The organism is Streptomyces sp. KPB2 (assembly GCF_003950055.1).
Taxonomy (GTDB): Bacteria; Actinomycetota; Actinomycetes; order Streptomycetales; family Streptomycetaceae; genus Streptomyces; species Streptomyces salinarius.
In genome coordinates, this window is record NZ_CP034353.1 from 67,544 (window position 1) to 92,366 (window position 24,823).

22 protein-coding genes and 2 pseudogenes are annotated in these 24,823 nt (G+C 70.9%); 13 read left to right on the forward strand and 11 right to left on the reverse strand.

Annotated elements, in window-relative coordinates:
* Positions 1–75: 75 nt before the first annotated feature.
* Positions 76–1,023 carry an ornithine cyclodeaminase family protein gene (locus tag D1J63_RS00280; RefSeq protein ID WP_125627196.1) on the forward strand — a complete coding sequence of 316 codons (948 nt, stop codon included), beginning with the start codon at positions 76–78 and terminating at the stop codon, positions 1,021–1,023.
* On the opposite strand, the gene D1J63_RS37635 is transcribed toward D1J63_RS00280, so the two are convergent.
* Positions 918–2,003 (reverse strand): hypothetical protein, encoded by a 1,086-nt coding sequence (locus D1J63_RS37635; RefSeq protein ID WP_347141230.1) that lies wholly within the window; start codon positions 2,001–2,003, stop codon positions 918–920. The genes D1J63_RS00280 and D1J63_RS37635 overlap by 106 nt on opposite strands.
* On the opposite strand from D1J63_RS37635, the gene D1J63_RS00290 reads away from it, so the two are divergent.
* The 5 genes from D1J63_RS00290 to D1J63_RS00310 all read left to right on the forward strand — a co-directional run bounded on the left by D1J63_RS00290 (position 1,939) and on the right by D1J63_RS00310 (position 4,779).
* Entirely contained in the window at positions 1,939–2,679 is a 741-nt protein-coding gene (locus D1J63_RS00290; RefSeq protein WP_241235491.1) for an SDR family NAD(P)-dependent oxidoreductase, read from the forward strand. The two genes, D1J63_RS37635 and D1J63_RS00290, sit on opposite strands and share 65 nt — an antisense overlap.
* A 113-nt stretch (positions 2,680–2,792) precedes the next feature.
* On the forward strand, positions 2,793–3,662 hold the full coding sequence (locus D1J63_RS00295) for a VCBS repeat-containing protein (RefSeq protein ID WP_176152718.1): 870 nt from the start codon (positions 2,793–2,795) through the stop codon (positions 3,660–3,662).
* Between the two features lie 81 nt (positions 3,663–3,743).
* On the forward strand, positions 3,744–3,953 hold the full coding sequence (locus D1J63_RS00300; RefSeq protein WP_102932932.1) for a DUF2945 domain-containing protein: 210 nt from the start codon (positions 3,744–3,746) through the stop codon (positions 3,951–3,953).
* A 5-nt stretch (positions 3,954–3,958) separates the two neighbouring features.
* On the forward strand, positions 3,959–4,498 hold the full coding sequence (locus D1J63_RS00305; protein ID WP_125627197.1) for a DUF488 domain-containing protein: 540 nt from the start codon (positions 3,959–3,961) through the stop codon (positions 4,496–4,498).
* Positions 4,495–4,779 (forward strand): MGMT family protein, encoded by a 285-nt coding sequence (locus D1J63_RS00310; RefSeq protein ID WP_125627198.1) that lies wholly within the window; start codon positions 4,495–4,497, stop codon positions 4,777–4,779. The genes D1J63_RS00305 and D1J63_RS00310 overlap by 4 nt, the downstream gene beginning before the upstream one ends.
* A gap of 46 nt (positions 4,780–4,825) precedes the next feature.
* Here D1J63_RS00310 and D1J63_RS00315 read toward each other — a convergent pair whose 3' ends face one another.
* The 6 genes and pseudogenes from D1J63_RS00315 to D1J63_RS00345 all read right to left on the reverse strand — a co-directional run bounded on the left by D1J63_RS00315 (position 4,826) and on the right by D1J63_RS00345 (position 13,405).
* Positions 4,826–5,284 carry a hypothetical protein gene (locus tag D1J63_RS00315; protein WP_125627199.1) on the reverse strand — a complete coding sequence of 153 codons (459 nt, stop codon included), beginning with the start codon at positions 5,282–5,284 and terminating at the stop codon, positions 4,826–4,828.
* Between the two features lie 13 nt (positions 5,285–5,297).
* Entirely contained in the window at positions 5,298–7,664 is a 2,367-nt protein-coding gene (locus D1J63_RS00320; RefSeq protein ID WP_125627200.1) for a molybdopterin oxidoreductase family protein, read from the reverse strand.
* Between the two features lie 99 nt (positions 7,665–7,763).
* Entirely contained in the window at positions 7,764–8,675 is a 912-nt protein-coding gene (locus D1J63_RS00325; RefSeq protein WP_206436743.1) for a sucrase ferredoxin, read from the reverse strand.
* Positions 8,672–9,820, reverse strand: a complete 1,149-nt coding sequence (locus D1J63_RS00330; RefSeq protein ID WP_241235676.1) for a cupin domain-containing protein — start codon at positions 9,818–9,820, stop codon at positions 8,672–8,674. Before D1J63_RS00330 ends, D1J63_RS00325 begins: the two co-directional genes overlap by 4 nt.
* A 497-nt stretch (positions 9,821–10,317) precedes the next feature.
* A pseudogene (locus tag D1J63_RS00340) lies at positions 10,318–11,307 on the reverse strand (cation diffusion facilitator family transporter); the annotation flags it as partial.
* Positions 11,308–11,392: 85 nt separating this feature from the next.
* Entirely contained in the window at positions 11,393–13,405 is a 2,013-nt protein-coding gene (locus tag D1J63_RS00345; protein ID WP_232249049.1) for a SpoIIE family protein phosphatase, read from the reverse strand.
* A 334-nt stretch (positions 13,406–13,739) separates the two neighbouring features.
* On the opposite strand from D1J63_RS00345, the gene D1J63_RS00350 reads away from it, so the two are divergent.
* Positions 13,740–16,268 carry an ATP-dependent Clp protease ATP-binding subunit gene (locus D1J63_RS00350; protein ID WP_125627203.1) on the forward strand — a complete coding sequence of 843 codons (2,529 nt, stop codon included), beginning with the start codon at positions 13,740–13,742 and terminating at the stop codon, positions 16,266–16,268.
* Between the two features lie 71 nt (positions 16,269–16,339).
* Here the strand turns inward: D1J63_RS00350 and D1J63_RS00355 are convergent, their stop codons facing one another.
* Positions 16,340–17,275: a DUF2637 domain-containing protein gene (locus D1J63_RS00355; RefSeq protein ID WP_232249048.1), complete on the reverse strand. Its 936-nt coding sequence runs from the start codon at positions 17,273–17,275 to the stop codon at positions 16,340–16,342.
* Positions 17,276–17,590: 315 nt separating this feature from the next.
* On the opposite strand from D1J63_RS00355, the gene D1J63_RS00360 reads away from it, so the two are divergent.
* The 3 genes from D1J63_RS00360 to D1J63_RS37010 all read left to right on the forward strand — a co-directional run bounded on the left by D1J63_RS00360 (position 17,591) and on the right by D1J63_RS37010 (position 19,895).
* Positions 17,591–18,505: a hypothetical protein gene (locus D1J63_RS00360; RefSeq protein WP_232249047.1), complete on the forward strand. Its 915-nt coding sequence runs from the start codon at positions 17,591–17,593 to the stop codon at positions 18,503–18,505.
* Positions 18,506–18,729: 224 nt separating this feature from the next.
* A complete protein-coding gene (locus tag D1J63_RS00365) occupies positions 18,730–19,653 on the forward strand; it encodes a hypothetical protein (protein WP_232249046.1) in 924 nt (307 codons plus the stop codon).
* Complete coding sequence (locus tag D1J63_RS37010) at positions 19,644–19,895, forward strand: helix-turn-helix domain-containing protein (protein ID WP_241235492.1); 252 nt, start codon at positions 19,644–19,646, stop codon at positions 19,893–19,895. Before D1J63_RS00365 ends, D1J63_RS37010 begins: the two co-directional genes overlap by 10 nt.
* Here D1J63_RS37010 and D1J63_RS00370 read toward each other — a convergent pair.
* Entirely contained in the window at positions 19,814–20,722 is a 909-nt protein-coding gene (locus D1J63_RS00370; protein ID WP_125627204.1) for a LysR family transcriptional regulator, read from the reverse strand. The genes D1J63_RS37010 and D1J63_RS00370 overlap by 82 nt on opposite strands.
* Before the next feature lie 114 nt (positions 20,723–20,836).
* On the opposite strand from D1J63_RS00370, the gene D1J63_RS00375 reads away from it, so the two are divergent.
* Both D1J63_RS00375 and D1J63_RS00380 read left to right on the forward strand, forming a co-directional pair.
* Positions 20,837–21,646, forward strand: a complete 810-nt coding sequence (locus D1J63_RS00375; RefSeq protein ID WP_125627205.1) for an inositol monophosphatase family protein — start codon at positions 20,837–20,839, stop codon at positions 21,644–21,646.
* A gap of 47 nt (positions 21,647–21,693) precedes the next feature.
* Positions 21,694–22,338: an NAD(P)-binding domain-containing protein gene (locus tag D1J63_RS00380; RefSeq protein WP_125627206.1), complete on the forward strand. Its 645-nt coding sequence runs from the start codon at positions 21,694–21,696 to the stop codon at positions 22,336–22,338.
* 26 nt (positions 22,339–22,364) lie between these two features.
* On the opposite strand, the gene D1J63_RS00385 is transcribed toward D1J63_RS00380, so the two are convergent.
* Positions 22,365–22,922 (reverse strand): TetR family transcriptional regulator, encoded by a 558-nt coding sequence (locus tag D1J63_RS00385; RefSeq protein ID WP_125627207.1) that lies wholly within the window; start codon positions 22,920–22,922, stop codon positions 22,365–22,367.
* 124 nt (positions 22,923–23,046) lie between these two features.
* Here D1J63_RS00385 and D1J63_RS00390 point away from each other — a divergent pair, with 124 nt between their 5' ends.
* Complete coding sequence (locus tag D1J63_RS00390; RefSeq protein WP_125627208.1) at positions 23,047–24,294, forward strand: MFS transporter; 1,248 nt, start codon at positions 23,047–23,049, stop codon at positions 24,292–24,294.
* A 133-nt stretch (positions 24,295–24,427) separates the two neighbouring features.
* On the opposite strand, the pseudogene D1J63_RS00395 reads toward D1J63_RS00390, so the two are convergent.
* Positions 24,428–24,819, reverse strand: a pseudogene (locus D1J63_RS00395) (transcriptional regulator); the annotation flags it as partial.
* Between the last annotated feature and the right edge of the window lie 4 nt (positions 24,820–24,823).

Here is a 24,823-nt window from a genome sequence, read left to right on the forward strand (position 1 = left end):
CACCATCCGCCTGTGACCAGGCACGCACGGCCCCCTGTATCGGCCGTCGGGGAACCGCGTGAAACTCTGACGCGCATGACCCGGATCCTGACGCGCACGGACCTGTTGGAACTGCTGAACCCCGCGGACTGCATCAGGGTTCTGCGAGAAGGGTTTGCCGCGTCCGTGCAGAGTTCTCTACCGGGCCGGCGGGTGCGCACCGACCTTCCCTTCCCCGGCACCGCGACGGCCTTGCTGCCCGGACTTCTTCCGGGAACAGACGCCTACACGGTCAAGGTCAACGCGAAGTTCCCTGGCGCGGTACCGTCCCTGCGGGGTGTGATCTGCCTCCACAGCGGCACGGACGGCGAACTGCTGGCCCTGATCGACTCCGCCACCGTCACGGCCTGGCGGACGGGTCTCGCAGCGGCCCTGGCCACCGATCTGATCGCCCGGCCGGCCGACGGCGGTACCCGCACGGTCGGCGTGATCGGCGCCGGAGCCCAGGCCGAACTGACCATCCGTGGACTGCGCACGCTCAGGTCATGGGACCGTCTGGTCGTCCACGACGTCGACGACCGGCGGGCGGCCTCCTTCGCCCAGCGGCACGGCGGCGTCGTGGCGTCGACGCCGGCGGAGGTGGCCGCCACCGCCGACCTGGTGGTACTGGCCACCTGGTCGCGTGAGCCGCTGCTGCGTCTTCGGGACGTGCGGCCGGGACAGCACTTGACCGCGCTCGGTGCCGACGAACCCGGTAAGCAGGAACTCGCCCCCGAGGTTCTTCTCTCCGCCCGGCTCTTCGTCGATGACGCCGCGCTCGTCGCACGGCACGGCGCTCTCGCCAACGCCGGATTGCCCTCCTCGACGGCTGCCGCCTCCCTCGGAGAGGTCATTCGCGGTGATGTCCCCGCCCGCTCTCACAGCTGGGAACTCACCGCCTACACTCCCGTCGGACTGCCCTGGCAGGACCTGGCCCTGAGTTGGCTGGTCTTCCAGCAGGCCGAGGCAGCGGGTAAGGGAGCAACCGTCGATCTCCTGGCGTGACCGTGGTCGGGCCCCGGCGTCGACCGGGGGCTGCTGTCCGAGCCGAGTGCCGACTCGGACGGACGGCGCGCGATCATGCCGGGCGCTGCGGAGGCCGTCGCCCAGAGCTGCTCAGGGGAGCACGGTGGCGGTGCCACGGCCACCTGTGACGCGAAGAAGGTCCAGTTTGCCCGCGTCGCTGCTTCCGGTCGCCGCCGTGAGGTGACCATGCGCAGGTCCGCGCCGGGGACGATGAGCACGTCGCAGTCGAGCAGGATGTCGCCGACCTCCGGATGCCGGATCGTCTTGCGGTCGGTCGTGTGTGGGATGGCACTCGTCCGCGTGGCCCAGTGATGAGCGAAGGCGTCGGACGTTCCTCGCAGTTCCCGCACGAGACGATCGAGCCGAGCGTCCGCGGGATAGCGGGACACGGCGTCCTTGAGGTCGGCGACGACGGACGCTTCGAAGGCGTCCGGTCCGCGCTCGGACCGGACCGGACGCATCGACGCGTGCGGGGCCGTTGCCGAAGAGTGCGGGGGCCAGGTTCCGTTCGGCGGTCGGAATGACGGCGGGGTCGCCGTGCAGGGCGCTCCACGTTGTGTTCCACCACACCAGGGTCCAGTCGGCGGTGAACACACCGACCGGGACGTCGTCCAGGCGCGCGGCGAGCCGTTGGATCCCCGCGGGGACGTGGGTGCTGACCGTCCCGTCCGGGGCGGCAGGAGCCCGGCGCTTCGGTACAGCTGGTCGCGCTCGGCGCGGGTGAGCTGAAGGGCCCGGGCGAGGGCGCCGACGACTCTCGCCGTACGCGCCGCAACAGCCTGGGTGCTGCCGGTCCTAGCGACGGGGACGCCGCTGGCCGACGGGGGCACAAGCGGCGAACGTGGGGCTGTGCCCGAGCCGGGCGGCATCGGCCGACCACTGAAGGAGCCTTCCATGAAGCACACCGTCGTGATGACCGGCGCGAGCCGCGGCATCGGCCGCGTCGCCGCGGAGCACATCCTGCGCCGGTCACCGAACACACACCTCTTGGTCGTCGCCCGCCAATCCGCTGGCACCAGGCTCGCTGCGGAACTCGCCACGGGTGGGCACACGGTCTCGCACGTCCCGGCGGACCTGGGCTCTCTGAGCAGCGTCCGCCGGGCCGCCACCGAGATACACGACCGGCTCGACCGCGGTGACCTGCCGCCGCTACGCGGCTTCGTGGGCAACGCGGGTATCCAGTACACCAACGCGCTCACCGAGGGGCCCGACGGACTGGAAGCCACGTTCACGGTGAACGTGCTCGCCAACCACCTGTTCGTACGCCTGCTCCAGGACCGCTTCGCGGCGCCCGCCCGGATTGTGATCACCGTCAGCGACACCCACTTCGGCGACTTCAAGCACAACATGGGCATGGTGCCGGGCCCGGCCTGGAAGTCCCCGGACGCCCTCTCCCGCACGGGCGCCTTCCCCGAGCCGGGCACCACGGCCGCCCGGACGCACCGCGTACTCGACGAGCAAGCTGGCAGCCATCTACCTGGTCCACGAGTACGCGCGCCGCCTGCCGGCCGGAATCGAGCTGGTCGCCTACAACCCGGGCTTCGTCCTCGGCACCACTCGGGCACCGACCGGTTCCTACGTCGACCGCGGCCGTGCGGCACGCTCGTCGGAGGAGTCCTACGACGAGCGGCGTGAAGGCGAACTCTGGGAAGCCGCCGAACGGTTCACCGCGGCGTGAGCGGCCAGGGGGCAGCGCCGAAGCCGCTCACTGACGATCAACTTCTGGCACGGGACACTAGAATCCCGCCATGACGGAACCCGAGGGTCCACAACAGGGCGGTGTCAGCGGCGTGTTCACCGCCCGGTTGAGAGGACCGCACATACGCGGGCGCAGGCGGCTCGTCCTCGGCACGGGAGCCGCTCTGGCCGCAGTCACCACGACGCTCGTCCTCTGTTCCGGGCCCGAGCCCGGTGATCACGCACCGACTGTGGTGTGCTCCGACACCGACAACACCAGCCTGACCGCCGACGTGGACGCGGACGGGCGGCTGGACGAGATACACGACCCCGACCGCTCGGGAGAGGGTTCCGTCCTCTTCAGCCGGGCCGATGAGCGTATCGAGGTGGGTGTCGGCGAGGCTCTCGGCGTATGGCAGAAGGCCCGTGGCCTGCTGACGTCGGACCTGGAGACCAGGGGCACGTTCGGCGACTTCGACGGCGACGGCTATCTCGATCTGGCGTTGTTCCGCAGTCAGAAGGACATCGGGGACAGCCCCCGCTCCAACCTGCTCGTGCACGAGGTGCGCTACGGACCGCTCGCCCGGGACCTGAGTGGCAGCCGGTCCGGCACCATCCGCGTTCAGGTCTCGTTCTTCGTCGCCGCGGTGCGTGCGACCGACGAGGACCAGGACGGGCGAGCCGAGCTGCACGTGTTCCAGTCTGCCGGAGACGGAGCGTACCTGGAGTACGTCGGCCGTCAGCAGGACGGCGGCTTGACCCTCGGCGGAGCCGGCACCGGCTACTACGGCCGTGGCGACTGGGATGGGCTCCAGCCGGGATGGAGCGACTTCGGTACCTGCGTGTACACCAGCCCCGAGAGCACGCCCTCGGTCCGGAGAGCGCCGTCGGTGGACGGGGTGGCTCACCGGGACCGGATAGCCGCCCCCTTGCCCGCATGAGAATCTGGAAGGAGTGCCGGAGTCGAGATGCCGGACGTCGCGCGTCTCGTCGGCCGAGGAACGGAACGAAAGAGACCATAAATGGCAGACGACTTTTCCGTGGGAGACCACGTACGTTGGAACTCCGAGGCCGGATACGTCGAGGGCGTCATCGTCAAGAAGCACACCCATGATGTGGAATTCAAAGGTCGTACGCGACACTGCTCGCCGGACGACCCGCAGTACGAGATCAAGAGCGACAAGACCGAACACATCGCCATGCACAAGGGTGGCGCACTGACCAAGGCGTAGGTCCCATGGGCGGTCGCGTGTACACGATCGGTCATTCGACGCGTGGATTCGACGAGGTACTGGAGATGTTGCGCGGCTACGACATCACCTGCCTGGTCGATGTGCGTTCCTACCCCTCGTCGAGGAAGCACCCCCAGTGGAACCGGTCCGCCGTCGCGGAGAGCCTGCCGTCCGACATCGGATACCGCTGGATCCCTCAGCTCGGGGGCCGGCGGCACACCCCCAAGGGAGTCCCCAGTGAGAACGGGGCCTGGCGGGTGAAAGCGTTCCGGGACTACGCCGACTACATGGCGAGCGACGCGTTCGCGGAGGGCCTGGACGAGTTGATCGGACTGGCACGGCAGGAGCGGCCCGCGATCATGTGCAGCGAGGCGGTGCCGTGGCGGTGCCACCGTCGGCTGATCACCGACGCGCTGCTCGTCGCCGGAGTGGAGGTCGTGCACATCATGTCGCGGACGTCCGCGAAGCCCGCGGCGTTGAACGAACACGCACGGGTCCGCGACGGTCACCTCACCTACCCTCCGACCGACCTGGGGGTGCCGTGACCTTCGTCGACGACGTCCGTGACGCGGTGTGCTCGATCCCCGCGGGTGCCGTGGCCTCCTACGGTGACGTCGGCCGGCGGGCCGGTGTCGGCGCGCGCCAGGCGGGGCGGGCCATGAGCCTGCTCGACGACGGGGTGCCGTGGTGGCGCGTCGTGTACGCGGACGGCACCCCGCCCTCCTGTCACGGTGGGCGGGCACCGGACCTGCTGCGGACCGAGGGAACGCCGATGCGCGGGGCGCGGGTGGACATGGCTCGTGCTCGCCACCACTGGACGTCCTGACGCACACCGACGCTCTGCGAGGCGGGGTGGTCGGTTGCCCAGGTGGTCAGGTGGCCACGAGCAGCGTTTGCGGCGCGGCGGTCTTCATGCGCATCCGCAGCCAGTCGAGTTGGGCCGCGGTCTGTGCCGAGCAGGTGTCGACGGCGTGGAGGAGTTCGTGGTCGCGCAGGGCGCTGCCCGCCTGGGCGACGAGGTGCCAGGTGATGTCGACGAGGTTGGCGAGTTGGTAGAGGTCCAGCAGGTCGCGCAGGAGTCCTGCGGGTCCCGGCCGGGCCTTGGTGATGCCCTGGACGTGGAGACGTTCGGGTGCCGGCTCGTCCGGTGCGTCGAGGCGGGCCAGGACGGGGTCCAGTGCCTGGGAGTGGGCGGCGCACTGGCGGGCGAAACGTGCGGCGGCCCAGTGGACGTCGGCGTCCCCGGTGTGTCCCTCGGAGACGACCGTGAAGCTGCCGGCGAGGGTGGCTTCGCTGGTGTGCTGGAAGCCCAGGTAGGTCACGAGATGCATGAGGCGATGCCTTTCAGTCACGGACCGTGCCGAGGGGGCGGACCGGTGCGGAGGCCGTGTGGACGGGTGCCGGCGCGGGCCCGTCTCCGGCCGCGATGCGTTCGACGGAGACTGCGGCGACCTTGAGTTCCGGTTGTTTGGAGACCGGGTCCCAGCCGGTGAGGGTGAGTTCGTTGGCGGCGGTGCCTCCGTCCCCGTAGTGCCACGGCGCGAAGACGACGCCCTCCCGGATGTGGGAGATGCGGGCCGGGGCTTCGATGCTGCCCCGGCGCGAGGTGACGCGCACCAGGTCGCCCTCGGCCACGCCGAGCCGCTCGGCGTCGGGCTCGGACAGCTCGACCCACATGGAGGGGGCGGCGTCGTTGAGCTGCCGGCTGCGTCGGGTCTTGGTGCGGGTGTGCCAGTGGTAGACGGTGCGGCCGGTGGTCAGGCGCAGTGGGTAGGCGTCGTCGGGTTCCTCGAAGGCGTGCTCGTAGGCGGTGGTCTTGAGGATGGCGCGGCCGTCGACGCGACGCGCGCGGTAGGCGGTCTCGCCGACCGGTGCGCCGGTGGCCAGATCGTGGCCGTAGGTCTCGCACATGTCGACTTCGGTGTTGAACACCCCGTCGGTGTAGAGCCGTTCGGTGCCGCCGGGCGCCTGTGCGGTGCACGGCCACTGGATGCCACCCACGTCGTGCAGCTTGCCGTAGGTGAGGCCGGAGTAGTCGCAGGGCCGCCCGGCGCTGGCCGCCTTCCATGCCTCGAAGGCCTGCTCCGGTGTGTCCCAGGCCGGCAACGGGTTGCCGTCCTTGTCGGTGAGGCCCAGGCGACGGGCGTAGTCGGTGAAGACGGCCTGGTCGCCCCGGGCCTGGCCGGGGGGTTCGACGGCCTTCTCCTGCAGGTGGACGGTGCGGTCGACGTTGGTGAACGTGCCGGTCTTCTCCGCCCACAGTGCCGCGGGCAGCACCACGTCGGCGAGTTCGGTGGTCTCGGTGCGGTACCCGTCGGAGACGACGACGAAGCACTGGTCGCCGGAAAGGATCCGGCGGATCCGGGCGAGGTCCGGCATCGACACCGCCGGGTTGGTGCCCGCGATCCACAGGAAGCCGACGGAGCCCTGCTCGGCGTAGCGGAAGATCTCGTTGGCGTTGGTAGGGGGCGACCAGTGCGGGATGGTCATCGGGTCGACGTTCCACAGTTCGGCCAGCTCGCGCACGTGGCGGGGGTTGTCCCAGTTGCGGAATCCGGGGAGCGCGGGGCCGCACCCGGCCTCACGGTTGTTCTCCGCGGAGGGCTGGCCGTTCATCTGGAGGATGCCGGCCCCGGGACGGCCGAGCAGGCCGCGCAGCAGGTGCAGGTTGTTGACCTGGCAGGAGGCGGCGGTGGCCTGGTGGGACTGGTAGTAGCCCATAGAGCAGGTCGAGACCACCCGCTCGCTCGTACCGAAGATCTCGGCGGCCGCCCGGATGTCGTCCGCCGGAACACCGCAGATGCCGGCGGCCCACTCCGGTGTCGCGTCCCGGGTCAGTTCGTCGAGCGGTTCGAAGCCGACCGTGTGCGCGTCGACGTAGTCGCGGTCCACCCAGCCGTGGGCGATCACTTCGTGGACCAGGGCGTGCATCAGCGCGAGGTTGGTTCCGTTGCGGACCGGCAGGTGGACCGTGGCCCGTTCGGCGACCTTGGTCCGGCGGGGGTCGACACACACCAGCCGCGGCGGGTCGGCCGCCTCCAGCCGGTCGAGCATCCGTGCCCACAGCACGCTTTGTGTCTCGGCGACGTTGTGCCCGAACAGGAACAGCGCGTCGCAGCTGTCGACGTCGGAGTAGGAGCCGGGCTGCCCGTCCGAGCCGAAGCTCTCCTGGAACGCGGACGCCGCGGTGGCCGTGCACAGCCGGGTGTTGCCGTCCATGTGCGGGGTGCCGACGCCGGCTTTGCCGATCACGGCCAGCGTGTAGTACTCCTCGATCGTCAGCTGGCCGGAGGTGTAGAACGCGTGACTGAGCGGGCCCTTGGAGTCCAGCAGGGCGCGTGAGCGCTCGACCACGCGGTTCATGGCGGTCTCCCAGTCGGTCTCGACCAGTCGGCCACCCTCGCGGATCAGGGGCGTGGTGAGGCGGTCGTGCTGCTCGCCCTGCCATCCGTAGAGGCCCTTGGGTCCCAGACGGCCGTGGTTGACCCGGTCCTCTGCGCGTCCCCGCACTCCCACCATGCGGCCGTCCCGGACGGCGACCTCCAGGCCGCAGCCGTTGGAGCACAGCAGGCACGCCCCGCGCACCCACGTGTCGACGTCGGCTTCGCCCACTCCGTCGATCAGGAACTGGTCCACACGCCGGGGCCACGGCGTACCCGCGCTGTGCGGGGTGCACGGCCCCCAGATGTCCGCGATGCGGCGGCTGTCCATCACTACCGTCCTCTCATGTTCCGGCTGTGCCCGAGCGATACTTCTCAGGCCGGAGGAATGTTCCGGCCATGGCAATCGTCAGTCGTACGCCGGGCGGGCTCACATGGCGCTGATCGAGACGACCTCATGGACGACGGCCGAGCTTCTTGCCGCTCCCCGGCACGTCAACCGGGTCGGTGGGGCGCGGTACGAGCGGACCTCGACGTCGAACCGTGCCGCTCGGCGCGAGCGGCCCGCGACCCGGATCCTCCAGCGGTCGCCGTCGCGCGACGTTTCGGTGACCACGTAGTCCTGCCGACCCGCCGGACCGGCCAGTTCCAGGACCGCCGCTACGGCAGCCTGCTGCGCCGGGAAGAGGTCCGTGTACCCCCGCAGGTACCCGGCGTGGATCCGGCCGGCCAGATGCTCCTCGACCGCCGCGACGGACGACCGGCCGTCGAGACCGCCGTAGTAGACGCCGTCGGGCGCGACGAGGACGTTCGCGGCGTATCTGTCCCCGCCGACGTGGGCGCACTCCCACACCAGGTCCGGCCACCGCTCGCTCAAGGCACGGGCCACGGGCCGCCCGCGCACCGCACAGCATGGGTCGTGCTGACCGTGCGCGCAGACCAGGACGACGGGCGGCAGACCGGCCTCTCCCGGGGCCCCGAGGGCATCCACCACCTCCGCCAGGTCCACGTCCGAGCGCCAGGTGCCCCAACGCTGTCGGTGGGCCCCGGAAGGCTCGTAGCGCAGTACGGCCCACTGCGGCGCGTCGCCCGATGAGGGGCGACGACCGTGGCGGCGCACCAAGAGGATCCTGGCCCGCACCGCCTGCGCGGCGCGGTACACGCGTGTTTTGACGTCCGCCCGGAGGTCGAGGCCGTCGAACCCGTTGGCCGGCGAGCCTCCCCGGTACTCGACGAGGATCCAGACGTCGCCGTACGGTGCCGTGCCGGCGATCGGGTCGCCGCGCAGGCGGGCGGCGTCGGAACAGAAGAAGGGGCCGTCCCCGGCCGTCTCGGGCGTCACGGTTCGGCGGGCACCAGGACGCCCGCGCGCAGCAGTCTCCGCACGAGTGCGATGCCGAGGTCCTGGGCCGTGCGGACGTCACCGTCGAGCAGACGGGTGACGGGCGGCAGGTCGCTCTCGGGGAATTCGAGCCAGCCCACGCGGGTACGCAGGCACCGCCCTTCCAGACGCGCCTGAAGCCCTGCACGCAGGCGCACCTCGGAGTCGGGGCGGAGTCCGTGGACGGCCTCGAACTGGGCCAGCGGTCCGAGCGGGGCCGGCCGTCCCTGCCCGCGCCGGGCCCGGTGGAACATGGGCGCGGAGTCCGCCTCCTCGACGGCGGCGCCGAGGAGGCGTCGGACGACGTCGATCTCTTCGTCCGGTTCGCCGGTCCCCAGGGGAAGGGTGGTGCGCATACGGGGGTCGTCGCGCAGCATCGCGAGGGCCGCCTGCGCGAGGTGTTCGGCCAGTGCGTACCGCGTCCACGTGTGGATGCCCAGGGTCAGGTGGATGGAGACCGCGCCCTGCGCCTGGGCGGAGTGCAGCCACCCGCGCGGCAGGTAGAGGGTGTCGCCGGGCTCGAGGACGGTGTCGATACGGGCCTCCCCCTTCGCCGCCTCGGCCACCGCGGAGCGCAGGTCGGTCCAGGGCTCGTCGCGCAGCGGATCGGGGTGGACCGGCTCGTGGATCAGCCAGCGCTTGATCCCCTGGATCTGGAGGACGAAGACGTCGTGGACGTCGTAGTGGTCGTCGAATCCACGGTTCTGTGGTGGGGTGACGTAGGCATTGGCCTGGACGGGGTGGCCGAGGTCCGAGGTCAGCCCCGCGACGAAGTCGCCGAGCGGCTGCCAGGTGCGCTGGAGTGCCTGCAGCACCAGCGTGGCGCCGTCCGCGAACGCCCGCCACACGGCGGTGTCGTCCAGCTGGTCGGGGATCGTGGCTCCGACGCCGGCGGACGAGGTGAACGATGTGTCGGGGAGCGTGGAACCGTCCTTGGCCACGCGGAGGAACGGCGTGCGCAGCCCGCGGCGCGAGACCAGCTCGTCCACGGCGTCCGCGGAGAACAGGTCGGAGAAGTCGCCCGCCCGCGGTGTGTACAGCGCTGTCCGCGCCCACACGTCACGGGCGAACTCCGCCGGGCTCAGGTCGATCAGGCGGCCCAGCACCCCGCCGCCCGCTGCCGCGGGGGCGGGGTGCCGAGGTCGCCGGGGGGAGGTGCTCAACTGCCGCTGGGGGACGACTCGTCCGCGCTTCCGTCGGCACCGCCGTCATGCACACCGGGCGTCCCCGCCGCACCACCGTCCGCGGGACCCTCCGCACCACCATCGGCACCGCCGTCATGCACGCCGGGCGTCCCCGCCGCACCACCGTCCGCTGGACCCTCCGCACCACCATCGGCACCACCGTCATGCACGCCCGGTGCACCGGCCGCACCACCGTCCGCGGGGCCCTCTTGCCGGTTGGGGTCTTGCTCGGGATTGGTCATGACTCCTCCTGCAGGTCGGGCAGGTTGAGATGGGCTCCCGTTGGCGCAGTGTCTGTCTCCGAACGGGGCAGCTCCTCGTGGGTGTCCCCCTTCAGCCACGTTAGCTCTCCCCGGCGGAATCCTCGATTCGGGCGAGGGCGCGCTCAGCACGGGCCCCTCGCGGTCGGCGTTGCGCGGCGGTGTCGGATCGAGATAGACGCGCTTGACGGCCGGGATCATCGCCCGGAGGCGTGCTTCCGCCTCCTCGCAGGCGCGTTCGATCTCTTCCGAGGTGACGGCGTCCCGGAAGTCGACCTTGGCGGCGATGAGGATCTCCCCCGGACCCTGCACCAACGTAGTCAGCTCCAGCACGTCCTCGATCTGGCGGACAGCCGTCAGCTCCCGTTCCACCGCCTCCCGCAACGGTGCGGGAAGGGCCCGGCCGACGAGGAGTTCGGTGTTGGACCGGCCGAGCACCCAGGCGACGACGACGAGCAGCAGGCCGATGAGGACGGAGGCGATCCCGTCCCACACGCTGGATCCGGTGAGCTGCCCGCCCAGCAGTCCGAGCGCGGCCAGCGCCAGCCCCACGAGGGCGGCCGTGTCCTCCATGACGACTGCCTTGACGGCCGTGTCCGGAGTGTGCCGGAGGTAGCGCAACACGGGCACGCTGAAGTGCCGTGCTCTTCCGGTGGCCTGCTTGACACCGGTGCGCAGAGAGAACCCTTCGAGGACAAAGGCGACCGCGAGCACGATGTACGAGACCAGCGGATTGCCGGGCTCTTCTCCGTGCGTCAGGGCGCGGATGCCGTCGTACACGGCGAACACGCCGCCGCCGACGAATGTCGCGACGGATGCGAGGAGCGCCCAGATGTAGCGTTCGGGGCCGTACCCGAGCGGGTGCTCGGCGTCGGGGGGCTTCTTGCTGCGCTTGAGGGCGACGAGCAGGAGCAGTTCGGTGACGGTGTCGGCGACGGAATGCCCCGCCTCGGCGAGCATGGCGCTGGAACCGCTGAGGACGCCTGCGACCGCCTTCGCCAGGGCCACTCCGAAGTTGGCGGCTGCCGCCACGATCACGGTGAACGTGGACCCGCCGGCCCCGGGCCCCCGGGAGGAACCGACCCGGGGGTCGAGGAGTGGGCGGGGAGATCTGCTCGATCCTCCCTCGGATTCACCCTGTGCACTCATGCCGACACGGTATTCACGGGCTGTGCCGTTGTCGCGCGGTCGACATGCGTAGCAGCTTTGGTCATATCGCCGGCCTGGACGGGCATCAGTCCTGGATGCCGTGGGCTTCGGCGATCAGGACCGCGACGTCGTCGTGGTCGTCGGGGTGGCGCAAGGAATGCAGGAGGTTCCGGCAGGTGCCGTCGAGTGACTGGGGTCGCCCGTCCAGGGCATCGACCAGGGCGTCCAGCCGCTCGTCGATGGCGTGATCCCGCGTCTCCACCAGCCCGTCGGTGTAGAGGACGAGTCTGTCTGCGGGCTCCAGACCGAAGGTCATGGTGTCGAACTGAACGCCACCGACACCCAGGGGCGCTCCGGCCGGAAGGGAGAGGAGCTGAGGACGCCTGCCGGGGCGGACCAGGACGGGGGGAAGGTGCCCCGCATTGGCGATGCGGCACTCCTTTCGATGGGGGTCGTACACGGCGTAGAGGCATGTGGCGATGTAGTGCTCGAGCCCGCAGGTGAGTCGGTCGAGGTGCCGGAGCACCTCGTGCGGTTCCAGCTCGAGGTCGGCGTAGGCGCAGGTGGCTGTGCGCAGGCGTCCCATGGTCGCTGCCGCGTCGATGCCGTTGCCCATCACGTCACCGACGACGAGGGCTGCTCTGCCGCCGGACAGGGGGATGACGTCGTACCAGTCCCCGCCGATCTCGCAGGAGGCCTGCGCCGGCTGGTAGAGCGAGGCGACTTCGAGCCCGGGGAGCCGGGAGGGATGGCTGGGCAGGAGACTGCGCTGGAGGCTCTCGGCGGAGTTGCGCACGCTCTGGTACCAGCGGGCGTTGTCGATGGCGACTGCCGCCCGTGCCGCCAGTTCCCGGGCGAGGACGACGTCGTCCTCGTCGAAGGGAAGGGGGTTCTGGGTGCGTATCAGGTCGAAGGCTCCGAGGATCTCGTTGTGGGCGATCAAGGGCACGGCCAGGTAGGAGTGGACGCCGGCGCGGGCCAGCGCCGCTGCGGCCTCTTGATCGCGCGCGATGCGCCGCAGATCGTCGGGACTGGTGCGGGGCACGAGGAGGGGCCGGCCGGTGTGCACACACTGTGTGATCAAGCGGTCGGCACTGTAGGAGGCCACGTCTCCGACCGGGTCCGCCGCGTCAGCGGCCGCGCTCGGCTGGGCCGTGGCGACCGCGAGTGCACGGAAGAGTTCCGGGCCGTTGCGGTGGCCGTTGCTGCGGCGGAAGGCCAGAACGCTGTCGAGGACGTCGACTGCGGCGACGTCGGCCAGCTCGGGCACGGCGGTGTGCGCCAGTTCCCGTGCCGTCTGCTCCACCCCGAGCGTGGTCCCCACCCGTGCCGACGCGTCGGCGATCAACGTCAGCCTGCAGCGGGCCCGGTCCGCCTCGGCGGCAGCGCGGTGTCGGTCGGTGACGTCGACGACCGAATTCGCCACACCGATGACTCGGCCGCCCGGTCCTTCGAGCCGGTAGTACGACACCGACCACGCGTGATCATGGTCCGGGTCCCCGCGGGTGCGGCCGACGATGTACTGGTCGAGCATCGATTTACCGGTGAGTAGCACCTCTCGCATCACTGCCTCTGCGGCACCGATCTCCGGGGAGATGTGAATGTCGTGCGGGTGCCGCCCGACATGATCCGCGGCGGACACGCCGTTGATGCGTTCCAGGGCCGGATTGACCAGGATGTACCGCAGGTTGGTGTCCAACAGCGCGATTCCGATGGGTGCTTGCGAGACGAGTTGCTCGGACAGCGCGAGTTTGGTCTCGGCACCCTCCAGCACGCTCTGGTCCGCGGCGATGCCCAGGGCGTACATCTCGCCCTGGTCGTTCTGCAGCCGCACGTTGCGGAACTCCACCAACCGCGTGCTGCCGTCCTTCCTCTTGATGGGGAAGGCTCCCGCCCAGTTCTCTCCGGTGCTCAGTACCTTGGCGAACAGTTTTATCGCGAGATCACGGTGCTCCTCGTGGAGGAGGAGCCGGGCCGCGTATCTGCCCAGTGCCTCCTCGGAGGAATAGCCGAACACGTCACTGGCTTGCGGGCTCCAAAAGACGATCCGTCCGGCATCGTCCACCACGACTGCCGACACACCGAGCAGGTCGAGCATCCCTCCCGCAGATGACGACCACGCCCGGGAGGTCTCCGGTCCCGGCCCCCGGTTCCCGGGTGGCTCGTGCGTACTCATCGTCGGCGCCCCCTTCCTGCGGCGGATGCAAGGGGTCACATCAGTGACGCGCCCCTCCATCCTGCCCTTCGCTTCGATCGAGCACGAACCGGGCGTTCGTGCATCCGCGGTGATCTGCTGGTGCGCCGCTCTCAGCGGCACGTCGCACCTGTTCCGGGGGTGAGGCCGTCGTGCGGCTCCGTGCCGGCACGGTCCGCTTGCAGGAGTGCACCCGTGGCGTTTGGGTGGAAGAAAGCCATCCGGCACTGGAGTTGCCATGTCGATGTCGTTCGGCTCAGCGTTCGGTTCCTCCGACCCGTTCAGTGATCTGTTCAACCGTTTCTTCGGTACCTCGCCCGCGTCCTCGCCCCCGGCGGTGCAGCGGGTGCCGATCGGCCGGATGCTGACCGAGTCCTCGCAGGAGCTCCTCAACCTGGCGGCCCGGCGGGCGATGGAGGACGGCACGTCCGACCTGGACACGGAACACCTGCTGTGGGCGGCCACGAAGGTCGAGCCCGCGCGGGGACTGCTCGCCCGGGCGGGCGCCGACCCCGACGCCCTCGCGACGCAGGTCGCCGAGGTCCTGCCCCGCGAGGCGGGCGAACCGTCCGCCGAACCGGGCCTCACTCCGGCCGCCAAGCGCACCCTCGCCACCGCCTACGCCCGCTCCAGGGCGTCCGGCGTCTCCTACATCGGCCCCGAGCACATACTGGGCGCCCTCCTGGACGGCGGCGACACCGGCGCCGCCCGGCTGCTGAGCGCGGAGGGCCAGGACATCGGCAAGCTGGAGGGGCTCACCGAGCAGGTCGCCCGCTCGGGCGGGACACCGGGTGACGGTGCGGGCAAGCCCGCCACGACGCTCGACGAGTACGGGCGGGACCTGACCGAGGAGGCCAAGGCCGGAAAGCTCGACCCCGTGGTCGGCCGCGCCGAGGAGATCGAGCAGACCGTCGAGATCCTCTCCCGGCGCTCCAAGAACAATCCGGTGCTGATCGGCGAGCCCGGCGTCGGCAAGACCGCCATCGTGGAGGGACTGGCCCAGCGCATCGTGGCCGGCGAGGTCCCGGGCACGCTGAAGGACAAGAGGGTGGTCGCCCTCGACCTGTCCGGCATGGTGGCCGGCGCTCAGTACCGCGGTCAGTTCGAGGAGCGGCTCAAGAAGGTCATCGAGGACGTCCAGCAGGCCCGCGGCGAGATCATCCTGTTCATCGACGAACTGCACACCGTCGTCGGCGCCGGAGCCACCGGCGAGGGCTCCATGGACGCCGGCAACATGCTCAAGCCCGCCCTCGCCCGCGGCGAACTTCACGTGGTGGGCGCCACGACCATCGACGAGTACCGCAAGTACGTCGAGAAGGACGCGGCCCTGGAACGCCGCTTCCAGCCCGTGATGGTCCCCGAGCCCACGGTCGAGGAGACGGTGCAGATCCTGGAGGGCCTGCGCGACGCCTACGAGGCCCACCACCAGGTCCGCTTCGCCGACGGCGCCCTGACCGCGGCGGCGGAACTGTCCGACCGCTACGTCAGCGACCGCTTCCTGCCCGACAAGGCCATCGATGTCATGGACCAGGCGGGCGCCCGGGTACGGCTGCGCAGCGCGAGCCGCTCCACCGAGGTCGTCAGCCGCGAGGACCGCATCGCCAGGCTCCGCCGGGAGCAGGAGCAGGCCGTCGCCGCCGAGGACTATGCCCGGGCGGGCGAGCTGAAGCACGAGATCACCGAGGCGGAGGGCGAACTCGCGGGCATCGAGGAGCGCCGCGAGGGCGTCGTCTCCGTCACCGCCGACGACATCGCCGACGTGATCTCCCGCCGCACCGGCATCCCGGTCTCCCAGCTGACGGCCGGGGAGAAGGAGCGGCTGCTCCGGCTGGAGGACGAGATGCACGCCCGGATCGTCGGGCAGGACGAGGCGGTCACCGCCGTCTCACGGGCCGTGCGCCGCAACCGGGCCGGCATGGGCGACCCGAACCGCCCCGTGGGCTCCTTCCTCTTCCTCGGCCCCACCGGCGTGGGCAAGACCGAGCTGGCCAAGACCCTCGCCGAGCTGCTGTTCGGCGAGGAGAACCGCATGGTCCGCTTCGACATGAGCGAGTTCCAGGAGAAGCACACCGTCGCCCGGCTCGTCGGCGCTCCCCCGGGATACGTCGGCTACGACGAGGCCGGTCAGCTCACCGAGAAGGTCCGCCGCCAGCCCTACAGCGTGGTCCTGTTCGACGAGGTGGAGAAGGCGCACCCCGACGTCTTCAACACGCTGCTGCAGATCCTCGACGACGGCCGCCTCACCGACGGCCAGGGCCGCACCGTCGACTTCCGGCACTGCGTGGTCGTCATGACGTCCAACATCGGCGCCCACCGCATCCTGGACCACAAGGGCCATGCCGCCGACCTCAAGGACGAACTGATGCAGGAGCTGCGGGCCCGGTTCCTGCCCGAGTTCCTCAATCGCATCGACGACATCATCATCTTCCACAGCCTCACGCAGGACGACCTGGGCGAGATCCTGGACCATCTCCTCGCGCAGAGCGAGCACCGCGTACATGCGCAGGGCCTGAAGCTGGAGGTCACCGAAGCCGCCAAGAAGCTGCTGATCGCCCACGGCTACCAGCCCGAGTTCGGTGCCCGCCCGCTGCGGCGCACGATCCAGACGGAACTCGACAACCGTATCGCCGACCTCCTCCTCGGCGGCGAGGCCGACCCCGGTGACACCGTCGTGGCCGACGTGGTCGACGACTCCCTGCACTGCACGGTCGAAAGGCCTGCCGCCGGCAGCGCTTCGCCCGGGACAGCGGGAGAAGACGCGTCCTGACGGGAGAAGCGATGGTGCACCACCAGCATCACTAGCACCACCAGCACCACACAAGGTCGACCGGGTGCACTTCACGCACGACGGACCGGTGCATCCCTGAGACCACGAGGCGCTCGGCCTTGCGGTGGTTCTACCGGCCTGGGACCGGAGGACGACCTCCGTTGTACGCCGGAGGCGGCGGAGCGGGACTCCTTGGCCTGGCGGTGATGACGGGGAGCGGCCCGCCGGGGCGGCCGGCTCAACGTGATCTGCCGAACGGCCTGTTGGAAACAGACGAGCGAGGCCAGGCCGGGCAGGGACGCGGCCGCGGCGTCCGTCGGGGTTCTGGGCGCCTGAAGGACGCACAGCAGCATCGCGATGCCCGAGAACAGCAGGACCACCGCCCACGAGTGCACGGCACGGCGCCGGTGCAGCGCGGCGCGGAGGACGGCCAGCGACGCCACCAGCCAGGGGCCGTACACCAGCATCGGCCACCAGGACACCACGCCGTCGGAGGCCTGGGCGACGGCCGTCAGACGCAGGGGTTCGTAGGACGCCATTCCGCCGAGGAGGCTCACGGAGGAGGCGATGACCGCCGCCAGCGCGGCCGCCGTCAGGCTGGCGAGGCGCAGTGGGCTGACCTGCGCTCGACGGCGGGCTCTGCGACGCGGACGGCGTCGGCGTCCGGGCGGGACCGTGACCCGATGCGGGCCTTCCTGCGGTGGCCCGGCCGCCGGGGAGTGCGGGGAACGCTTGTCTTCGTGGAAGTCGGTTGGCTGCTGCCACTCTTCCGCTCCCTGGAGCAGGGAGGCCAGTTCCGCTGCGGGGTCCCAGTCGGCGCCCGGCGGCGCCAGGGGCCCGGCGTACGCATCAGCCGTGTGAGGGCCGATGTTCCCGTCCGTGTGGGAGGTGAACTCCGCGGCATGCGGGGAGGGTTGGCCGTTTCCCTCCGGGAACGGCGTCTGTCCGGGGAGGTACTGAGGGTGGTTCGGGCGGTGTGCGTCGTGCGGGATGCGTTCGTGATACATGAGGGGGTGGGTTACCTGACCGTCTCCCGGCCTGTGCTGACCGGTCGTGGCCGGTGCCGGTCGTTCGCGCTGTCCCCCGGTGGCCGGAGATCCCCGTCTCGCGTGTTCTTGGTCATGCCCGGAGTAACGGTTCTGCAGCCCGGCGGATGTGCGGCAATCGGGTGAACAGAGCAGGGGAACCACGCGGTCGGCCGGGGTGCGCCCAATTGTTCGGGTGACCTGTCGCATGGTCGATCGTTGACCGTCCCGCACTGCTCGTCCGGCAGGGACGGCATCCTCCACACCACCTCCGCATCACCAGAAGGACGTGCTCGTTTGCTCTCTCATCTGCACCCGGCGGACCGCGCGACGGAACAGCCCGTCGGATCGGTCGGCATCGATCGCCGGGAGCCCGGACGGTCTGCAGATTCGTTTCGCTCCGCCCCGACGCCGGAGGCGGCGTTCGACGCGCTGTATCTGCACGCCGCGCCGCATCTGGTCCATCAGACACTTCTGCTGACCGGGCGGCGCGGGCGCGCCTTCGAGTCGGTTGAACACGCCTTCTGTCGCGCCTGGGACTGCTGGCCGGAGGTCGCCGTGCACGCGGACCCGGTGAGCTGGGTTCGCCAGCGCGCCTACGAGTACGCCCTCTCGCCATGGCACCGGATCCGGGACACCGTGAAGCGCGACGACCCCGCGCCGAAAGGGACGATGGGCGCCGCGCTCCTGCGGCTGAGACCGCTGCACCGCCGCACGCTCGTGATGTGCGACGGCCTGGGACTGACGATCGCCGAAGCGGCGGCGGAGCTGGAAGCCTCACCCGCGGCCACCCGGAGCCGGCTGCTTCACGCGCACGCCGCTCTCCTGGAGCAGTTCCCCGGCTGCGACGAGAGCCGACTGCGCGAGCAGGTGAGGGCGTTGGTGGAAAATGCCGCGTCGGCGACCGTGCCCACGGCGACAGCGGTACGCGCCGAGAGCGAGCGGCGCACGCGCCTGCTCACACGGACGGTCGTCGGTGCGGTCGCCCTTCTGAGCGGCCTCGTAGCCGCGTCGATCCTGTCGCACGCGCCTCAGCACGAGGCATCCGGCCCGTCCCCCGCGGACTGGTTGAAGGATCAGGGCACGGTCGATTTCCACGGGAGCCTCACGTTCGGCCCTGCCGAGGATGTCATTCTGAAGACCCACTACGGGACACCGTCCCGCCGGGCCCTCTCCCCGTCAGCAAACAGGCAGGGAGGCAGGCTCCGGTGAGGAGCACCGCCTGCATGCCGTAAGTCCGGCTGGTCGGGCAGGAAGCACGCTCGGGTTCGCCCCGGCCGTCATGCGTGGCGGCCAGGCCGCTCAACAGTCTGACGGTCCGGGTGCTGTCGCGCAGCGAGCGATGGCTGAGCACTGTCGGCTCCCCGCCCGCTCGCCGTCGTCCCCTGCCCAGGGGCCATGACTGCCGTGGTGTGACCTGTACGGTCGGCAACTCCGTGGCGCTGCGGCCAGAACGCCACCTGCTCGAGGAACTCGGGACCGGCCAGGACGGACATGGTGTCGCCCGCGTCGGCGCCCGAGTCCTGCGTCCTCGCCGCATCGGGCCGGGCACATACGATCTCCGCGCCGAAGGCATCGCCCCTGGCCGCGTTACCTCCCTCCGGGGCTGGGGGAACAGCGGCACCACGACCGCTCCGGCGCGCAGTGCTCCGAAGCAGAGCACGGCGAAGGCCGCGGTCGAGTTGGACGGCCCCGCCGCCACCGGCCGCAGACGTGCTCTCCAGAACGCGCCCCTGCCCGACGTACTGCGCTCCTACCGCCTCAGCTTCCGGATCTTCTGGGAACATCTCCTGGGCGAGGCGCACCGGAGAGGCGGGAGTATGCCGGACGCGCTCCTGGGCACGGCATCGCACATCTGGGAACTCTCGGACGTGTACTGCTCGGCCCTCACCGACTCCTACCGGCAGACCTGCGCGGAACGAACGGTGGAGACGGACCGGCGCCGCTCCGCACTGGTGTCCGAGCTCATCGACGGCCCCTCGTCGGACGGCGACACCGCCCGGGAAGTCGCACGCATGCTCGACTTCCCCTTCCAAGGGTCGTTCCTCGTCGTAACGGCACAGGGCGTCACGGCCGGCGAGCCCTCACTGCCGGGGCTGGATCCGCGCCTGCACGCCCTGGGCGTCAGGTCCGCCTGGCGGGCGCGCAGCCGAGTTCGGAGACCGGCGTCCTCTCCTGCCCGCCGCAGCGCGCCGTCGCCACCGGTCGCGTCGGCGTCAGCCCCGTGTACGAGCGGCTCGACCAGACCAGCCGGGCGCTGCGCTACGCACAGGTCGCGGCCCAGGCTCGGAGGCGTGCTGTCCCTGCCCGAGGACGACCGCACCACGCTGCTCGCGACTGCCCGGGCGGGTTGGAGCTGAGCGGTTCGGCAGCCGGGGCGGGACGGGCTCTGTACTGTCACCAGAACACGGTCCGCTACCGCATGCACCGCCTGGAGGAGTTCCTCCCCCCATGTTCTGCGCCCCGCTTGAGCGGCGTTCGGCCTGAAGGCGCGGATCGACGGCAAGGCGGCGCAAAGCCCTACGTGGCTGGTGTGAACAGTGCCCGGACGGTCGTGGTGGCCAGGTCGCGCAGCCAGGCGTGGGCGCGGTCGTTGTCGTAGCGCTGGTGCCACAGCAAGTGGAGCGGCACCTCGGGCAGCGGAAGCGGCAGCGGCAGGGTGACCAGGCCGAGCCGATCCCGGGCTGAGCGGGTGACCGCGTCGGGAAGGGTGACGACCAGGTCGGTGTCGTGGGCGAGTTGCAGTGCGAAGGACGCGGTGGGCCCGGCAGCGACGACGCACCGCTCCAGGCCGCGGTCGGCGAGGGCGTCGTCGACCGGGTCGCGCAGACTTCCGCGTCGGGAGACGGTGAGGTGTTCGGCGGCCGCGTAGCGCTCGACGCTCAGCACGCCTTCGGTGAGGGGGTGGCCTTCCCGGACGGCGACGACGAGCCGGTCGCGGCCGACGAGCCGATGGCGGATGTCGGGAAGTGCCGGGACCTCGGAGCTCGATTCGAGGTCGACCTCGCCCCGGCGCAGTTCGGCGTCGTCCGTCCCGGGCTCGGCGGACAGGCGCAGGCGGACGCCGGGGGCCTGGTGATGGACGGCGGCGAGCAGGGCGGTGCCGCAGGCGGCGGTCAGCGCGTCGTGCCAGCGCAGAGTGAACGTGCGGTCGAGGGCCGCGAGGTCGAGTTCCTGCTGCTCGGAGAGCAGTTGGTGGGCCTGCTGGACAAGGGCGTGGACCTGGGCGTGCATGGCCAGGGCGCGGGTGGTGGGGACCATGGTGCGGCCGGTGCGGACCAGGATCTGGTCGCCGGTGGCTTTGCGGATGCGGCCCAGGGAGCGGCTCATCGCCGGTGGGGTGAGGTGCAGACGCTCCGCGGCACCGGTGACGCTGCCCTCTTCCAGGAGCGCGTCCAGGGCCGTGAGCAGATTCAGGTCTACTTGCATGGCAGTAATCCTATAAGTGACCAACATGCACTTGTTGTTAATGATCGCGGGTCCTACCTTCGCAGTGCGGGCAGGTGACGAGCCGCCCGCTCCACCGAACCCAGGGAGTTCCCCATGAGCATCGCCATGCCCTTCGCCGCGGGCACCACCCTCCTGTCCGAGGTGACCGCCGCCGTGCAGGCCGCGGGCCGCACCCTGCGGGAGCGCCACACCCCCCACGTCCGGGGCGTGAGCCTGGACGAGATCGTCGCCGAGATCCACGCCAACGACGACGCGGTGCTGGAGGTGCTGCGCGAGCCGCTGCTGCGGGCCAGGCCGGGATCGCGGTGGGCCGAGGACGAACTGGCCGGCGGGGCGCTCCCGTCCGGGGAGTGGTGGGTCGTCGACCCGGCCGAGGGCAATGTCAACCATGTCCACGGAACGGACGACTGGGCCGTCACCGCCACCCTGGTGCGCGACAACCGGCCGGTCCTCACCGTCGTCCACCTGCCGCTGTCCGGTGACACCTACACCGCCACCGCCGGCGGTGGCGCCCACCTCAACGGCCGGGTCCTGAAGGTGTCCGCGAAGACCGCGCTGGGCGCCGCGCTCGTCGGCACCGGACAGGCCCGCCCCGGCGAGGACGAGCGCACCCTCCGCCGGATCGGCGACTCGGTCACCGCCATGCTGATGAGCGGCCTGGTCGTGCGGGTGTCCGTCCCGGCCACGCTGCAGCTCATCCACGTCGCGGCCGGACGCGCGGACGCCTTCTGGCAGTTCTCCGACGTCCGCTCCGGACTCGTCGCCGGCGCTCTGCTGGTCGCCGAGGCCGGAGGCACCGTCACCGACATGGAGGGCGGGCCCTGGAACGCGGGCAGCCGTGACTTCCTGGCTACCGCCCCCGGCATCCACACCGCCGCCCTCGCCGTCCTGGCTTCGGTCTGACCGCCCTCATCGACCTGCCTCCCCCTCTACCGCAAGGAGCACCTTCCATGACGAACATCGGCATCCTCGGTGCGGGCCGAGTCGGCACCCACCTCGCCCGCGCCCTCGCCTCGGCGGGACACCACGTCACCCTCGGGCGCCGCGAGAACGGCGACGTCGCGGGCACGCCACCGAGGGACGGTACCGGCATCCACTACGCCGATCAGCGCTCCGCCGCCCGTACCGCGGGCGTCGTGATCAACGCCACCCCGGGTAGCAGTTCCCTGGCCCGCCTGACCGCCCTGCGCACCGAACTCGCCGGCAAGATCCTCATCGACGTCTCCAACGCCACCGAGGACGACGCCGACGGTCTCCCCGGCGACCTGTGCTACCCGGGCGGCAGCCTCGCCGAACAGCTCCAGGAAGCCCTGCCCGAAACCTCTGTCGTCAAGACCCTCAACACCATGCTGTTCACGGTCATGACCAACCCCGGCTCCCTGGCCGGCCCGCCCACCGCCTACCTCTCCGGCGACGACGAGCGGGCGAAGAAGACCGTCGCGGGCCTCCTGGGCGACCTCGGCTGGCAGCCCGCCTGGATCGAGGACCTGGGCGGCATCACCACCGCCCGCGCCACCGAGGCCATGGTGCTCGTGGTCCCCCACGTCCTGCGCCGCAGCGGCCCTGCCCCCTTCGCCGTCTCCCTCACCCGCTGACCGGTCCGCACCCACGCCCCTCCTGTTCAGTGGTGCCTGTCGACGACGGCACGGACGACGGCGGCGACCTCCTCGCGATCGGTGGGCCTGGGGTCGACGGAGTTGTGGATGGAGAATCCCTCGACCAGCGCGTCCAGGGCCCGTGCGGTGAGCGGGTCGAAGTGTCCGGCCAGGGAGTCCCGGCTGGCCCGCATCCACGAGCGCATGACGGCGCGCACCTCCGGATTGCGGGTGGCGAAGGCATAGAGCTCGTAGCTGAGCAGGAGGTTGCGGTCCGTCCCCCAGACCTTGCCGCAGATGATCTCGACGACCGCTTCCTCGGCCTCCTGGCGGGTTCGGGCGGCATCGAGAAGGGCGCCGTAACGGGTGGAGACGGTCTCGGCGAGCCGGGTGAAGGCGTCGGTCAACAGGTGCTGCATGTCGTCGAAGTAGTAGGTGAGCGACCCGAGGGGCACGTCTGCCGCCTCCGCGATCCTGCGGAAGGTCACCTTGATGGCGCCGTGCTCCGCGATGACGTCGAGCGCGGCATCGAGGATGCGTTCGCGGCGCCGGGGGTCGTTGGGGCCACGAGTGCTGCCTGTCATCGCCGTTGTCCGCCTTGTCTTCTCGGCCGCCGACCCGATGTGTACATTTGTTCATACTCGGTGGGTGGCGTGGGATCGTCGCCTGCCTGTTCCTCATTGTCTCCAACACCGGCGGGGCCCTTCCTTGACAGACCGTGCTGTACGCCGACGCCGCCGGGCGCTGTACCTCTTCTTCTTCCTCAACGGCATCGCCATGTCCTCATGGATCACGCGCACCCCGGACGTCCGTGACCGTCTGGGCGTCTCCACGGGGCAGATGGGGCTGGTGCTGTTCGGTCTGTCCGTCGGTTCGATGGCCGGCATCCTCTGTTCCGGCCGTTTCGTGTCCCGGTTCGGGACCAGGCCCGTGACGGCGCTCGCCACGCTGTTCGTCATCGCGAGCGTGGTCGTCGTGGGCGCGGGCAGCGCCCTCGCCTCCGCTCCCCTGGTCACCGCGGGGCTGTGCTTGTTCGGAGTGGGGGTCGGGTCGGGCGAGGTGGCGATCAACGTGGACGGTGCCGACGTGGAGCGGATCACCGGCACAGCGGTTCTGCCCACGCTGCACGGGTGTTTCAGCCTGGGCACCGTCATCGGCGGCCTGGCCGGCATGGCGGCCACCGCCGCGGCGTTCCCCGCCCACTGGCACCTCCTGGCGGTGGCCGCGGTGACGGCCGCGCTCTTCGGTTACGCCATCGGTGCCGTACCGGCCGGGACCGGTGTCCGTGCCGTGGCGCCCGTCCCGGACTCCACTCGACCCGCGGGCCCGCAGGTGTGGAAGGACCGGCGGCTCCTGATGATCGGGGCCATCGTCCTGGCCATGGCTCTCGCCGAGGGCGCCGCCAACGACTGGCTTCCCCTGCTCATGGTCGACGGCCACGGTCTCGGCGCCACCGCGGGCTCGCTCGTCTTCGTGGGATTCGCCGCCGCGATGACCCTGGGCCGGTTCTGCGGCAGCTTCTTCCTCAGTCGCCACAGCCGGGCGACCGTCGTGCGGGCCAGCGCGGTCTCCGGAGCCATCGGTCTGTGCCTGGTCATCTTCTCCGACAACGCCGTCGTGGCCGCGGCCGCCGTCCTCTTCTGGGGACTGGGCGCTTCCCTGGGCTTTCCGGTGGCCCTGTCGGCGGCGGGCGACTCGGGACCCGACGAGACCGCGCGGGTCGGCCTCGTGGCGACGATCGGCTACGTCGCGTTCCTGGTGGGGCCGCCGACTCTGGGCTTCCTGGGCGATCACTACGGACTGCGTCCGGCCATGGGCGTGGTCCTGGCGTTCGTCGCCACGGCCGTCCTCGCGGCCCCGGCGGCCGGTACCCGCACCTCCCCCGGCCGCGGAACCGATACCGGCGTCCCCGCCGAACCCGCCCCGGAACGGCCGGAGCAGCACGCCGAAGGATGACCGCACGAGCCGGCATACGAGGTGTCGGAGCCGAAGCTGCCCGGGGCGCCGGGACCATGCCGCGCCGAATTCCGACTGCCCCCGGACGCGGCTCATCTCGCGCGTCCGACGTGGCGTCAGCGCGCGGGGCTGTTCAGCCGCCGGAGTGGGGTGTGAAGAGCTGGGGTGTGGCAGCCCATGAGGCGAGCAGGCGCAGGCCCTCTTCGGCGGGTGAGCCCGGTTCGGCGGTGTAGATGGTGAGGGTGAGGCCGGGTTCGGCGGCCATGTCCAGGTCTTCGTAGGCGAGGGTGAGGTCGCCGACGGTGTGGTGGCGGAAGCGATTGGTGCCGGTGCCGTGGTGGCGGACGTTGTGGGCGCCCCAGCGGGTGCGGAAGTCGTCGCTGCGGGTGGAGAGCTCGCCGACGAGGTCGTGGAGATCCTTGTCGTGGGGGTTGCGTCCGGCTTCCGTGCGCAGGATGGCGACGGCGATGTCGGCGGCCTGGTCCCAGTCGGGTAGAAGCGGCGGGAGGCGGGGGCGAGGAATCGGCGG